Source organism: Acinetobacter sp. ANC_7553, assembly GCF_056779895.1.
Genome location: NZ_JBWYIV010000009.1, coordinates 67,270 through 82,560, shown reverse-complemented (window position 1 = coordinate 82,560; position 15,291 = coordinate 67,270). Strand labels below are relative to the sequence as shown.

Here is a 15,291-nt window from a genome sequence, read left to right as displayed (position 1 = left end):
AAATTTAGTATTCTCTTAAGATCCAGCCACTAATATAAGCAAAATATTCTCTAAGCCATGCGTTATATCGTGTGGCTAAAGGAGTTTCAGCACTGACTGATGTGATATGGGTATAACCTTGAAATCGGGCAATGGCTGCAGCACGTGGTGTATGAAAATCACTAGTCACAACTACAATATGACTATTTTGGTTTAAATCTATTCTGTTTAGCAGCGGAACACTGTTTTTTAAATTGAGTTCGGTGCTGGTGCTTTGACTTTCTTCAACTATACGCTGTGGGTGAATACGATATTTGTTGATCAAATATGCTTTCATCACTGCAGCTTCAGTAATTTTCTGATCAAATCCCAAACCGCCAGTCACAATAACAGAACTACTGGGATATTGAGCGGCGATCGTTGCACCTTGGTCTAATCGAGCCTGAAGCGTTGGGGAGGGTTGGTTATTGATTAAACCACTACCCAAAATAATAATCGCATCAGGTGGTGTATTCATGATGGGGGAATGATTTTTTTTAGCTAAAAAATTAAAAAAAATAGTCAAGCTGATTAACCAGATGGAAAAAATTGTCCATCCCATTTTCCAAAACAAGTTAAAGTTAGAATGATTCAAACGGTAGTGTTGGATTTTCTTATTAAAAAACAGACATAAAATGATCACTATGCCAATAAAGGCTGGAAGTACAGTACCCAAATGAATTTTATTTTGACTCATTAAAATGATTCCATCGATTAATAGTATCAATGCTATTAACCAAGCGAAAAATTTTAAAATCCTTATATACATTGGATCATCACTAGTGGGAAATGAGAAAAAGTATAGCGCATAAAAAAACCGAGCAGATTAAATAAAAATCGTGCTCGGTTCTGATCATAATAACCGTGTTAGTAAACGTCTCTACGGTAGCGACCAGCTTGTCTTAATTCATCTACAGTAGTTTCACCTAAGATTTCAATTAAGGCTAGATCAACATCGCTTGCCATACCATTGATACTGCCGCACACATAGATGACAGCACCTTGATGAATCCATTTAACGACTTCATCCGCATTTTGACGCAGAATATGGTGTACATAGACTTTTTCTGGTTGGTCTCGAGAGAACGCAAGATCAATACGCTTTAACATCGCTGTATTTTGCCAAGCTTCGATTGTTTCTTTATAAAAGAAATCATGTTCGCGTTGGCGTTCACCGAAGATGAGCCAGGTGTCAGTGTAGTCCAAGCGTACGCGAGCTGAAATCAAGCTCATTAGCCCTGCGATCCCTGTCCCGTTACCGATACAGATAATCGGTCGATTATCATCAATTAAATGGAATGATTCATTGGTTCGAATACGAAGTTGTACCTGAGCACCAACCGCAACATGATGTGTTAACCAGCCTGAGCCTAAGCCGAGTTGCTGCTGTTCATCACGTTGTTGACGTACCACCAATCGCATCATGCCTTGAGTCGGAATACTAGCAATCGAATATTCACGAGTAGGTAAATTTTCAAGCTGCTCAACGAGTTCTTCAGCTGTATTAAATGGCTGAATCTCACTATTTAAATTTTTATTCCACAGGCTTTCAACTAAGGTTTGGCCTGTAGCTGTAAGAACTAAAGCCTCATCTAAGTTGTGTTGTTGTAAAAATGCTTGAATACGTTCAATGCTATTGCCGGGTTGAATTTCTGCAATATCTCCAGCTTGCCAGATCGCGTCGTGATCAGACTCAAGCTCTAAATTATAAGCAGGTTGACCCAAACTGTTTGGATTGAGCAGTGTGCGTTTTTGCAGTTTCCATTGATCAAAGACTTTATCAATAGATAGTGTTGCTAATTCCAATTGAGCAGCTTGCGCGAGTGCATCTGTCCAATTTTGAATATCTTGGTTATTGGCATTGTCTACTTCAATCACATTAAAGAGCGGAGTTGCACCAGATGCATTGAACCATTCATAAATACGATGACCAAAACTACAATAAGTGTCAGGATATTCACTTGAACCAAGTGCCATAACTGCAAATTGAACATGACTTAGATTCAGTGGATGAGACATCAATTTCTTTTCAAAGCTTGCAGCTAAGTCTGGAGCTTCACCTGTACCATAAGTACTCGCGACCACCAGAATTTGAGATGCTGTTTGTAGCTCATTAGTGGTCAGGCTTTGCACTGATTTAACAGTGACGGGTTGGCGTGCTGATTGCAGAATTGAAGCTGTACGCCAAGCCAATTGCTCGGATACACCAGTTTGACTTGCATAAGCGATGAGCCAAGGTTTTGCATTTGGATCAACATCAACCACTGCTAAATTTTGCTTCGCTTCACGGGTCAATTGTTTTTGCTTGCGGCGTTTGAGATAGAGCATCCAACCCGTCACAAAGAATAACGGCATAGCGAGTGCAGCAAACATCGCGAAGAACTGGTAAATAGGACCAAAGAAGCTGCCACGGTGTACAGGTAACATGCTGCTCATGATTTTTTCATTGAGCTTTTTGTCTTCGTACAATTCAACATCTTTCAATTGATTCGTATTTAAGTCGAAAGTCGCTTTGTTACGAGCGCGTTCATGTTGCGGAACAGGATCAACGAAACTCAGTTCTAATTCACCGTTTGCACGTTTAGGAATGGTGAAGGTTACGGAAGAAAATTGATTTTTAAACTGTTGATTAAATGTAGACCAAGATTGGTTGAGCGCAAATTGAATCTGTTCTGTTTGGAGTGATTTACGCTCTTCACGTCCTTCACGTCCTTCACGTCCTTCACGATGAGCGTTTGGGCCAGCATTTGAACCAGGACCACCCGCTTGCATTTGGGGTTGCGGGCGCTCAACACCAAGCACTTTAAACATGCCGTTGCGCCACCAATCATATGACCAATATAAACCTGTACAAGCCAACATGAGATAGAAAATGGCCACCCATGTTCCAACGACTGCGTGTAAATCCCAAATAAAGTTTCGACCTTTTAATTTGGGTTTAACTGAAAACCATTGTTTGAAACTGTGTTTTTTCGGCCAACGTAGATATAAGCCACTGAGGACAAAGAAAATAAGAATCAGTGTACATGCACCGGTAATTTGTTTTCCAACTGGTCCGACTGTCAAGTTACGATGAAGTTGTTGTACGAATGCAAAGAATTTTCGACCTTTAATTTCAGGAAGTAATTCAGCACTGTAGGGATTGATCATCATGGTCAAACCACGACGTTCACCTTCCTTCGCAACATTGATACTCGATGAGTCAGTAGGTTGAGCAGCAATTGTAATGCTATTGATTTTAAGATCAGGATGCTCCTGCTGGAAATGTTGATAAATTTCAGCTGGCGTTAATTTTGGGCGTTGTTCAGCAACAACTGTATAACTTTCCTGATTGATCAGCTTGATAATTTGCTGCTCATAAGAATATATTGCCCCAGTGACACCCATAAGTGCCAAAATAAGGCCTGCTGTTATTCCGAAAAACCAGTGTAACTGGAAAAATATTTTCTTGAACATAAGGGTCTGAGTGAATTGGAATTTTTGAATGGTGCGATTATAACCTAACTCAAAAAAAGTGGAATGTATTTGAAGATAATATTTATTCTCATTCTCATATAAAAAATTGTGATAAAAAAACCTCCAAAGTTGGAGGTTTTAATATAAAGCCGTATTTACAGTGATTTTGGCTCACCAACGCTTTCTTTAAGATGTTTACGGATGGTCTCGAAAGAGAAATTTTTGCTGTTCATTCGTTTTGGCAGGATATAAGCACCTTGCTGACCTTTAACTTTAAAGTTCACCAAAATGAAATCTGGCGTGTTATACCACTCATAGATATCTTTCCAACCAATTGAACCTACACCTTCTTGTAGTCCCATTTTTTGACGCATCACGATACCATGAGGCTGAACACCTAATTTAATTCCAGTAATTTCTTGTACTGGAAACTCATTCATTTTGCGTTTAGCGTACCATTCTAGTCCAAACTTTCGTACTAAAAAGTATGTCAGCACACAGACTAAAGCCACCCAGCAAAATACAGTAGAGTAATTTTTAATAAAAATTAGACCCAAAATTGCAAGCGCAGTAATTGCACCCATAATAGCCCAAGCTTTAGTTCCAATTTTATTTGTGCTGCGCCAGATTGCGAGTTGCGCATGGCGTTGTTCAGCTTCAGTAACCTCGTAAGGAACGGGTTGTAAAGTATAGGCGTATAAGTTTTTTGCAGTCATAGTTTCGTTAACAAAATGTGTATATCTGAGCAGAGTTTAGCATTAAATTAATACAATCAGGGAGTATATTGTACTAATTTACTGCCTTGAAAATTCAACATTTACAGTGATGCCAATGCGCTGGATTGAGTATCATGTTCATGACTTAAACTTTGTTTTAAGGTACTTAATCGTCTTAATACACCAAGCATTAAAGAAAGTTGCTGTAAAACAATCAATGATTTATGTGAATCCTGATCATCTTTATTCAAACGTTCACGAATCGCGGACTCCAAATTTGTCAGATTTAGCTCAGGCACTTCATCTCGTAAAAAAGCACCTTGGATATCATTTAACGCTTGCTGAAGTAGCTCTAATGTTGACTGATCTTGAATTTTTTCACGGTGTGCACCTAGCGCAGCAATATAGCTGATAAATGTATGATTGAGACAGAGGAACTCAAATGCTAAAGCTTTTTGTGTTGGATCAAAATCAGGTTCTGTTGCTAATGTCGATATGAGTGATGCAACATCAGCATCACGATTATGTGCAGTGCGGCGGACTACGCGGTAGTTCAAACTGTTATTACGTCCATGATGATACTGTTGTACGACTTCAGTAAGATACTGGCATTGAGCTTCAAGTGAACGTCTGATTGAATGGGGGAGTCGTCTGAATTTCCAATCTGGAAAAATAAAGCTCACCCCAAACCATGCCAATGCACAGCCAATTAAAGTATCTAACATTCGAGGAAATGCCGCTTGGAAACCTAAACCGTCCAAATTGAAATTAATTAAGGCTAAGATCGTAATAAAGGCAGTGGCTTGCGCATATTGCTTACTGCGTAATTCAAAAAATAGGACGCCACTCACAATTAATAATAAGAGTTGACCTTCGACAGAAGGAACGAAATACAGAATTGCAAAACCAAGAATAATGCCACCGAGTGTTCCCATGATCCTGAGTCTGAGTCGACGTTTTGTGGCGTTGAAGTTTGGTTGACTAACAAATAGGGCTGTTAACAGTACCCAATAACCGTATTCGATATTGGTGACTTGAACAAAAACATATCCGATGAAAAGTACGATGGAAACACGAATTGCATGTCGAAAGAGTACGGATTCAGGGGTTAAATTTTGTTTGATACGAGAAACGATATCTTCCCAACCTTTCAGATCGTCATCTTTAAGTTGGTTTTCTAAATGTTTAGTGCGGTCAAATTTAATATGCCGTTCAGTTTCAAGATTTCGTAATTGAGCATCGATGGCTTTTAAGTTCTGGAGTAAGGCAAAAAGAGCATTAACCCAGATAAGATCATGTTTTTGTTCATCACGGATTTTTTCTAATGACTTTCTGAGATTACTAAATGCATGTTCAAAACGTGGATTATGCTGGTAAGTTGTGCGATTTAAGATGCTTTCACTTAAATCTTTACATGCTTTTGCTTGCAGTGTAAGAATACGTTGGAAGCGAAATAAAATATCACTATGCTCAAAGGCTTTGGTTAATTGTTGATAATCAATATGTGCCGAGTCAGCTCGCTCGTGAATGTCCTGTGCAATAAAATAATATTGTAAGCTGCGACGGGTATCAGTTTGACCACGATCTCCTTTTAATCGGGTAAGGAGTGTGGTTTTCATATCATTGAAAATACCTACTAATTTCCCATTTTCCAGCGACAAGCTGATCATACTTTTTTGGTAGCTATTTGCTGTCATATCCACATCAAAGAGATTAGATTTAGCAAAAAGGAAATCACCGAGTGAAGAATAGCTTTTCGAGAGCTGATCTTGAACTTGTCGAGCTGGAAAAATTAAGAAACTAAGCGTAGACAAGATCCCATACCAAATGGCACCAATCACCAAAAGACTGGGTTGCATGTACCATTCGTCAAAAATATCAACACCTAGCATGGCATAGACAGAAATCACTAAGCAACCATATGAGATGGTGGCATAACGTCTGCCTAATGAGCCGAGTAAAATGAGACCAATACAAGAGATGATCAGGCCTGAAGCAAAAAGCACAGGATATGGGAATAACAGTTGAACAGAAGCTGCAGCAATAAAGAAACCAATATAGGTATAAATCAGATTCATGATACGTACTGAGAAGCGATCATCGATGTCGCTCAGCCCAGCAGCAACAACCCCTAATGTTAATGGAATCGTCATCAATTGCTGATCTAACAGATAGGGAATAAACGCGGTACCTGCGAAAGCCACAATCATCCGCAGGTTATACATGAATGAAGTATTATAGGTTGCTTTTTTAAGCTGAATCAGCCATTTGTTCAAACCAGAACCCTTTATAAATAGAGGATAGGGATAGATGAATATTAGTTGAATATTCATCTAATTTAAATTGGGATTATATGCTTGAAATTGACTGTTTGTCTGTATTAAACCACTCAAACTGAATGAGCGTTTTAATCCTTAAAAAATCAGTCTTCCAAGAAAACAGCAAACTCTTCAACTGGAACTCGAGGTGTTCTAAACGTATTCACAAGCGCATCGGTGTCGGCATAGCCTAAAGCCATCCCACAAACGAGCTCTTCGTTGGCAGGAGCTTCAAGAACATCAGTGACGATTTGATGAAAATGATTCCATGCCGCTTGAGGGCATGTGTCTAAACCACGTGCTTTTGCTGCTAGCATAACATTTTGAATCATCATGGAAATATCCATTTTAGAGCCAATGCCCATGGCTTTATCCACAGTAAAGAAAATGCCAACAGGTGCATCAAATAATTGATAGTTTCTAAGATGTTGTGCAGCCATCTTATCCTTTTCACCTTTTTGAATGCCCAGCAATCCATAAAGTCCCCAACCATTTTCACGACGACGATCGATATACGGGGAAATCCATGTTTCTGGATAATAAGCAAAAGTCTCTGTGTATTGTTGAGCAAGTTCAGGGTTTTGATAAAGTTGCATTTGTGCATGACAAACTTGATCAATTAACCGTTGACGACGTGCGCCTGTCACCACATAGACTTTCCAGGGTTGAGTATTTGTGCCAGAAGGTGCTCTTGATGCGACTTCTAAGATTTCTTGGATAAGTTTTGTGTCTACGGGGTGATCTAAAAAGGCACGTATGGATTGGCGGCCAGTGATCACTTCATCAACGGCTTGAGTATGTTCTGTGGACATTGCAACTCCTATTTGAATAATTTTGGATGATCCATGATGTCTCTACGACTAAGGTATAATTTTGAATATGCTTTTAAATAAAGATTTTATAAATTATACAGATATAAACTTTTTTCAATTCATCATCAGAAATTGTGATTGAGAAAATTGGTTTTGACAATAAAAAACATTTAATTATGAAACATAAGTTGCTAGATTAAGTTACAACGAATACACATTATGTTACGTATTTATTTTAATCAATTCATCAAATTTTAAAAAAAGCAGTTTAGTGCATCGTTGATTATTTTAAATTAATCAAACGTTGTGATTGGGATTCAGCAGGTTGACCAAGCATATATGCACGGATGCAAGATGAAATAATTGGAGATTTTTAATGAGTCAATCAAAACATCAAACATTTTTAAAGAAAAGCTTAGCAATCACAGTTGCAACTTTTGCAGTTTCTACTGCACAAGCAGCGACTGAAAAAGATGAAATTCAAAAATTACGCCAAGAAGTTGAAGCGTTAAAAGCTTTAATTCAACAGCAACATCAAGTACAACAACAGCAGCAAGTACAATTGGCTGAAGTTAAAGCTCAACCAGTAGCAGCCGCGCCTACAAACTTGAAAACTAAAGCAGGTGCTGAAGTGAATCTATATGGTTTTGTACGTGGGGATGCAAACTATATCATTGAAGGTGCTGATAATGACTTTAATGCTGTAAACAGCGTTGGAACGAGTAATAATCCGTTAGTTGAAGATAAATTACGTGCAACGGCTAAAACAACACGTCTTGGTTTAGATTTCAAATCTAAAGTAGAAGGGGCTGATGTTGGTGGTAAAGTAGAAGTGGACTTTGCAGGCTCAAATGAAGCACTACGTATTCGTCATGCATATTTAACACTGAATAATTGGTTATTCGGTCAAACTACTTCAAACTTCTTGTCAAATCATGCCCCAGAAATGATCGATTTTGGTACCAACATTGGTGGCGGAACAAACCGTTTACCGCAAGTGCGTTGGTCTCATAAATTAGCGCCTACAACTCAATTATTTATTTCAGCTGAAGAGGGTAATTCTACTGGAGATGGTATTAAATACCGCCTTCCAACTTTGACTGCAAAAGTTACGCAAGCTTATGCAGAGGGTAAAGGTAATGCTTCAGCTCGTGCCTTAATCGAAAATTATAAATCTGATACCGCTGGTGATGATAAGACTGGTTTTGGTGTAGCGATCGGTACAAATTACCAAATTAGCGAACCACTCAAAGTATCTGCTGACGTGTCTTATGTAAAAGGGAACAGCAACTATTTATATGGCTCAAATAGTGCTTATGTTGTCGATGCAAATAACAATATTGAACAAAATGAGTTTATTGCAACGCAACTTGGTGCTACATATAAGTTCTCACCTCAGTTACGCTCAACACTGGCTTATGGCGCACACTATGCTGATGACAGCACGGGATATGCTAAAGCGAACCCAAGTGCAAATGAAACTGTTCAACAAGCATGGATTAACTTTATCTATACACCTGTGAAACCTGTTGATTTAGGTGTTGAATATATCAATGGTAAGCGTGAGACTTTCGCAGGTCAAAGCTATAATGATGACCGTGTAGGCTTAATGGCGAAATACAGCTTCTAAGCATGAGTTATAAAAAACCGAGCATAGTCTCGGTTTTTTTATTCACTTGTCATTCATCAGTTCAGACTAAAGAATGTCTGAATTTTGCTGATTGAATAAACAAAAGTAATGCGAATTATAAAAAAAAGTGCATAATGTTCGGCTTAAACAGTGAGCAGTCCTGATCATCAGGAATTTCTTAATCATTTTAAGTTCACTAAAACATATTTAAGTGTTTGTTTGAGCCATAAATCAATTGTATCTAGCCAAACGTATGTCTAAGAATAGAGTGCGTTTTGAGCAACTGATTTATTTTGAAAAGTGTATGTTTTTTATTAACAAGATTGAATCCAATGAAATCGAGGAATTAATATATTGTTACTCAATTAAAAAATTTATCTATTCCTTTAGATAATCAATATTGAATAAGGATATGTTGATTTTTGGATGTGAGATTCGAAATAAATCTTATTGGTTAAAAAACAAGCATAATATGAATTAACAGTCATCTGTATTTGCTGAGAATTAATGATGGAATTTACTTTTAACGCTTTTTACACGTTAATTGCTGCAGTAATAGTTTTATTGCTTGGCCGTTTTCTTGTCAACAAAATCGACTTCTTAAAAAAATATAATATCCCAGAGCCTGTAGCTGGTGGTTTGGTAGCTGCCATAGTTTCGTTAATTGTTCACAATTTGTGGGGATACAGCATTACCACGAGTAGTGAATTGCAAACCAGTTTTATGCTGGTGTTCTTTGCTTCTATCGGTTTAAGTGCAAACTTCGCCAAACTCAAAGAAGGTGGTATGGGACTGGTGATCTTCCTGATCTGTGTCGCATCATTTATTATCGTACAAAACTTTGTCGGTATGAGCCTTGCAACGTTACTTGGTATTGATCCACTTATTGGTTTAATTGCAGGTTCTATTACCTTAACGGGTGGTCATGGTACTGCTGGTGCATGGGGTGAGATTTTAGAAGTCGAGCATGGTATTCAAGGTGCTTTAGCACTAGGTATGGCCAGTGCGACATTTGGTTTGATTATTGGTGGTTTGATTGGTGGTCCATTAGCGAAATTATTGATTAATAAGCACCAGCTTTCATCACCAGTGACTAATTCGGTTGAAAAAGACACACGTGATGCGAATGCAATTGCAAATCCGAATGATCAAGGCGAGTTTGTGCCTTTTGAAAACCGTAATCAAGTTCGTTTAATCACTGCGGATAATGCGATTACCACATTAGGTTTATTTGCTGCGTGTTTGGCATTTGCTGAATTTATGACAGGTTATAGTAAAGGCACTTGGTTTGAGCTTCCAACTTTCGTTTGGGCATTAGGTGGTGGTGTTATCCTGCGTAACATCCTCGAAGGTCTCATGAAAGTGGAAATCTTCGATCGTGCAATTGATGTATTTGGTAATGCCTCTTTATCGTTATACCTAGCAATGGCACTTCTTTCACTTAAGTTGTGGCAATTGGCTGATCTTGCAGGCCCATTGGTTGTGATCTTAACAGCTCAAACCTTAACTATGGCATTGTACGCAGCATTTGTCACTTTCCGTGTGATGGGTAAAAACTACGATGCAGCAGTTCTTGCAGCAGGTCACTGTGGTTTCGGTATGGGAGCAACACCAACAGCTGTTGCAAACATGCAGGCGATTACAAATATGTATGGTCCTTCACATAAAGCATTCCTCATTGTACCTTTATGTGGCGCATTTTTTGTTGACTTAATTAATGCAACTGTAATTCAGATGATTTTAAAATTCTTTGCTTAACATAAAATCTTCTTAATAAAATGTCATGTACAAAAAGCCCCGCATCTGGGGCTTTTTGTCATAAAAAATTCATACAGACGACTTGTCAATGATATGCTTTCATTCAGTTTTGATTTTTAATTTCTGATGCAATGAAGAAGTTTGTACTCCTGATTTCCCTCTTACCTTTGATTGGCTTACAAGCCTGTCAACAGGTTGTAGCCAAAGCTCAGCTTTCAAAATCTGTGTCTACACCTTTGGTGGATGCTTCATCTCATATCATTAAAAATAAGCATAAGAAAACTGATGCTCCAAGTATTGCATTGGTGCTTGGTAGTGGGGGAGCGCGAGGCTATGCGCATATTGGTGTCATTGAAGTTTTAGAGCAACGTGGAATCAAGCCTGATTTTATTGTTGGTACCAGCGCAGGGAGTATAGTCGGGTCAATATATGCCAGTGGAAAATCATCAAAATCGTTACGTGAAGTTGCATTAAATATGCAAGTCAATGATGTACGTGATTTTAACATTGGTATTCAAGGATTTTTTGATGGCGCTAAGGTTGAGAACTATGTCAATAAACAAGTGGACTTTATGCCCTTAGAACAGCTTCCTATTCCAATGTATGTGGTGGCAACAGAGTTAAAAAATGGAAATTTAACAGTATTTAACTATGGTAATACTGGGCAAGCAGTGAGAGCTTCTATCTCTATTCCAAGTATGTTTATTCCCGTAAAAATTGCTGATAAGGATTATGTTGATGGCGGTTTAGTGAGCCCTGTACCAGTCAATGTGGCGAGAGAATTAGGGGCAGATATTGTCATTGCTGTTGATATTTTGGCCCAGCCAGAGCACACGGAAACCTCGAATGTGTGGGGGATGTTTAATCAAAATATAAATATTATGCAAAATAAGATCGCGTATAACGAGCTAAAAAATGCAGATATTGTGATACAGCCAGATCTAAGAGAAAAAGCACATATCTTTGATGTTAAGGGTCGTGAAAATACGATTCAAGCAGGTATGACTGCAGCATTGAATAAGGTTAGTTTATTGGATCAGATACGTCATCGGACGATAGGACAATATGATGCTCATCAGTATCCTGCCCATGATGATAGTAAAAGAGCTGTTTGTTTAAATTGCTAAATTAAATCAGATCTTAATTGTCTCATAAAATATATATAAAAAATAAGTAAAATCATTGTTATAAATTGAATGATTGGTATATTGGGGTGATAAAAACGAGGGTTAGTACTTTATCTAACCCTTAAAAAGATGAAATATAAATTAAGGTGTAGTGTGTCAGTTTTTCAAGTTGGTCAAATTGTTTATTTAGCGTCAAATTCAGATATTACATTCGAAATAATACGAATTAACTATGATGAAACCTATGAAATTCAAGTCAAGAATCAAGCATCGTTAAAGTTAAAATACGATAATATTTCTGCTGAGATGCTTCGTTTAGTCAAAGATGAATAAATTTTAAGCAAATTTATCATAGCTTCTGAGAGTGAACGATTTCCTCTGATACTTTTAAGCTATCAAGCCTTGAAATTATTGGAGTTTGTTTCTGAATTAAACATTTTATAATCAAGAAAAAAGTTATAATAGTGTATTAAATCTCCTGTCATGATTGAGTTCTAATATTTATGTCCGAATTTAACCAAGCGTTACCGCTTGCAGATGATCAGTCTGAATTAACGATGTCTGTATTAATGACGCCGGATATGGCGAATTTCTCAGGTAATGTACATGGTGGAACAATTTTAAAGCTGCTTGACCAAGTTGCTTATGCGTGTGCAAGTCGATATTCAGGTTCTTATGTGGTAACTTTATCTGTTGATAAAGTGAACTTTAAAGAACCAATCCACGTGGGTGAGTTGGTGACTTTTTTAGCCAGTGTGAATCATGTGGGGCGTACCTCAATGGAAATTGGGATCCGCGTTGAAGCACAAAATATTCAAAAACGTACGGTACGACATACCAATAGTTGTTATTTCACAATGGTCGCTGTGGATGAACATGGGAAACCAAAACAAATTCCACCGCTAAACCTAGATAATGACTGGAAACGTTGTCGTTTTGAAGCTGCTGAGCATCGTAAAATTGCTCGTTTGAATGAAAATCATCATCCTTCTTGCAGCATATATAAGAAATCGGTTTAAGAAAAAAGACTTCACATGGTGAAGTCTTTTTTATGGATTTTGTAGCTTGGCGAGGGTATGTCCATCGACAATCATGTACCAGTTGCCTTGTGCATCCTTGTAGGGTTGACGAGTGACAATAAATTTCGTGTTGATAGGACCTAAACCTGTTTCAAATCCAGTATCTGAAAACTGTTTAATTGGAGCTGAAACGGCGGTTTTTTACTGAGCTGATTGTTACTATATTCTATACGACCATTAGCAGTAATATTCAATTGAACACGACTGTCCGCGCTAATCCAATGTCCTACATAATCCAGTTTATCCTCTGGTAAAGGTTTGGAACATGCAACCAGCCATAGGCTGAGTATAGCTATCCCAAGAAATTTCTTCATTTTCATGTCATGTGCTTAGAATTAAATTGGCTTTTTGGTTAAAATATGTGATTTATTTGTCATTTATATCGTTTGATAATAATTATGTATATGTGTTTATCGTAATTTATAGAGAATTATTCAAAAAAACAGGCATAAAAAAGTAGAGCTGTAGCAAAGCTCTACTTTTAATCAGATCAAGCCATCGGGGGAAGACTTGGTCTAAAATTCAGTCAATTTATTTTTGATTAATTACTGAGCAGGTTGAGCTACAGGAGCTTCAGTACCTTCTTCAGCTGCAACCTCTGTACCCGGTTGAGCAGCTGTTGGTTGACCAGCAGCAGTAGTTTCAGCATTCACTGGTTGTTCTTGAGAAGAAATCAACACTTCCTGTTTTTTTTCATCTTTTGCTTCTGTTGCAGCAAATGTTGAGAAAGCTGTGAAGGCAAGTGTAGTTGCTAATAAAGTTTTAACTAAATTCATGAGTGGCATCCTTATTCAATAAAATAAATTAGAATTTAATCTCATAAGCTTTCCGAGGAGAGAAGCGAATATGAAATTAAATCTAGATCATCGCGTAAAATGTTAAAAGCTGAATCGCCTCTAATACGGTTAGCGAGTCAACGAAATTCATCCTAAGTCCAGAAGCTCAATTGGGCAATCAATGCAACAAAGTGAAACACGATAGTTAACGCACGACTAACAAACCAAGGTTTAATGTAGTTTTTTTGTCTCAATGAGAGTCAATATGCCTCATAAAGTTGTCAAAAAATATGTCATGGTGAAGAAAAAAACAGCAATTTTTTTACTTAGTTTTACATTTGAAAAGGTTCGATTAGAAAATCAAAATTGAAGTTTTGAATTAAATTCAGAGTAATGATCTGTGAAATAGATTTACATATTTTCAATTTTGATTCAACAGTTCACTTATCCTATTTAATTCCAATCATTTAGTCTTTTGAATTCATGCATTCATATAAATTATGAGGAAAATTATCCTAGACTTGTTTTTTAGATAAATTCCGACAAGAATCCGTACACCTCTTCAAATTCAGAGATCCATTTTGAAAGTACTTGCAACTCAGTCAGTGCCTACACATATCATTACAGGTTTTTTAGGTGCAGGGAAAACCACGCTTTTACAACAACTTCTCAAATTTAAACCTAAAAATGAGCGATGGGCTGTATTGATGAATGAGTTTGGTCAAATTGGCGTTGATCAACAGTTATTGCCAAATGACGATGGCTATGAAATCAAAGAGCTATTGGGTGGATGTCTGTGTTGTACAAGTCAATTGCCAATGCAAATTGCATTGTCTCGGTTATTACAAGAATCCCAACCAGATCGACTATTTATAGAGCCGACAGGATTGGGTCATCCTGCACAGTTGGTTGAACAGTTGACTGAACCACATTGGCAATATCTAGTTGAGATGCGTTCTGTAGTAACAGTGATTGATGGATCTCGTTTACATGACTCAGATTGGATGAAGCAAAGCTTATATCAAGATCAGTTAAAAGCGGCTCAAGTCGTGGTTGTGTCCCATGCTACAGACATGAATGACATGGATCGAAAACAATTGGCTGATTTAAAACAACAATATTTAGCTTATATTCCACATTGGCTTGAAGCTGATCAAGGCAATATTCGCTTAGAACAAATTGATTATCCTTATGTAGGAATTCAGCGTTCAATGAAACCCTTATTCAAGGTTCAACGTCAGTTCAAAGCTGATGAGGAAATGCCAGCCGTAAAGCAACTGCCGTATCATTACGTAGAACAGGCTCAAGGGTATATTGTGGCAGGATGGAAGCTTCCAAAACGTTGGCAGTTTGATTTTTATGAATTATTAGACATCCTTTGTGAGCTAAAACACTGGGTACGTATTAAAGGCATCTTCAATACTAACCAAGGTTGGATGACATTCAATTTTAATCCTGATCAATTCAATTACAAATCAGGCGAAGAGAATATGGATAATCGGATTGAAGTGATAACCCAGCAGAATCAAGATTGGGAGCATTTAGAGCAATCAATTCTTAAGGCGCGAATCGATGATCAATAAAATCGTTAGACTATTCAA

At 37.6% G+C, this 15,291-nt stretch carries 12 protein-coding genes; 6 read left to right on the top strand and 6 right to left on the bottom strand.

The genetic code is table 11. The features are described 5' to 3' along the window. Positions 1–4: 4 nt before the first annotated feature. The 5 genes from AC1M9I_RS08680 to AC1M9I_RS08660 all read right to left on the bottom strand — a co-directional run bounded on the left by AC1M9I_RS08680 (position 5) and on the right by AC1M9I_RS08660 (position 7,320). Positions 5–787, bottom strand: coding sequence for a YdcF family protein (locus AC1M9I_RS08680; protein ID WP_481610937.1), 783 nt, complete (start codon positions 785–787; stop codon positions 5–7). Between the two features lie 98 nt (positions 788–885). After that, positions 886–3,474, bottom strand: a complete 2,589-nt coding sequence (locus AC1M9I_RS08675; RefSeq protein ID WP_481610936.1) for a PepSY domain-containing protein — start codon at positions 3,472–3,474, stop codon at positions 886–888. Between the two features lie 155 nt (positions 3,475–3,629). Then, on the bottom strand, positions 3,630–4,190 hold the full coding sequence (locus tag AC1M9I_RS08670) for a YcxB family protein (protein WP_035268336.1): 561 nt from the start codon (positions 4,188–4,190) through the stop codon (positions 3,630–3,632). Positions 4,191–4,291: 101 nt separating this feature from the next. After that, positions 4,292–6,466: a YccS family putative transporter gene (gene yccS, locus AC1M9I_RS08665; RefSeq protein WP_481610935.1), complete on the bottom strand. Its 2,175-nt coding sequence runs from the start codon at positions 6,464–6,466 to the stop codon at positions 4,292–4,294. A gap of 146 nt (positions 6,467–6,612) precedes the next feature. Continuing rightward, a complete protein-coding gene (locus AC1M9I_RS08660; RefSeq protein ID WP_481610934.1) occupies positions 6,613–7,320 on the bottom strand; it encodes a nitroreductase in 708 nt (235 codons plus the stop codon). 376 nt (positions 7,321–7,696) lie between these two features. Between AC1M9I_RS08660 and AC1M9I_RS08655 the strand changes: the two genes are divergently transcribed. From AC1M9I_RS08655 to AC1M9I_RS08635, 5 genes are all read left to right on the top strand, one after another. Then, a complete protein-coding gene (locus AC1M9I_RS08655; RefSeq protein WP_481610933.1) occupies positions 7,697–8,950 on the top strand; it encodes a DcaP family trimeric outer membrane transporter in 1,254 nt (417 codons plus the stop codon). Between the two features lie 510 nt (positions 8,951–9,460). Then, the gene (gene gltS, locus AC1M9I_RS08650; protein WP_180028146.1) at positions 9,461–10,708 is read left to right on the top strand and encodes a sodium/glutamate symporter; all 1,248 of its coding nucleotides are present in this window, start codon (positions 9,461–9,463) and stop codon (positions 10,706–10,708) included. A 131-nt stretch (positions 10,709–10,839) separates the two neighbouring features. After that, the gene (locus AC1M9I_RS08645) at positions 10,840–11,835 is read left to right on the top strand and encodes a patatin-like phospholipase family protein (RefSeq protein ID WP_481610932.1); all 996 of its coding nucleotides are present in this window, start codon (positions 10,840–10,842) and stop codon (positions 11,833–11,835) included. A gap of 153 nt (positions 11,836–11,988) precedes the next feature. Then, the gene (locus tag AC1M9I_RS08640) at positions 11,989–12,168 is read left to right on the top strand and encodes a hypothetical protein (protein ID WP_035268348.1); all 180 of its coding nucleotides are present in this window, start codon (positions 11,989–11,991) and stop codon (positions 12,166–12,168) included. A gap of 170 nt (positions 12,169–12,338) precedes the next feature. Beyond that, entirely contained in the window at positions 12,339–12,854 is a 516-nt protein-coding gene (locus AC1M9I_RS08635; RefSeq protein ID WP_035268353.1) for an acyl-CoA thioesterase, read from the top strand. 605 nt (positions 12,855–13,459) lie between these two features. On the opposite strand, the gene AC1M9I_RS08630 is transcribed toward AC1M9I_RS08635, so the two are convergent. Next, a complete protein-coding gene (locus AC1M9I_RS08630; protein ID WP_035268355.1) occupies positions 13,460–13,690 on the bottom strand; it encodes a hypothetical protein in 231 nt (76 codons plus the stop codon). 581 nt (positions 13,691–14,271) lie between these two features. Here AC1M9I_RS08630 and AC1M9I_RS08625 point away from each other — a divergent pair. Next, the gene (locus tag AC1M9I_RS08625; protein ID WP_481593606.1) at positions 14,272–15,273 is read left to right on the top strand and encodes a CobW family GTP-binding protein; all 1,002 of its coding nucleotides are present in this window, start codon (positions 14,272–14,274) and stop codon (positions 15,271–15,273) included. The last annotated feature ends 18 nt before the right edge of the window (positions 15,274–15,291 follow it).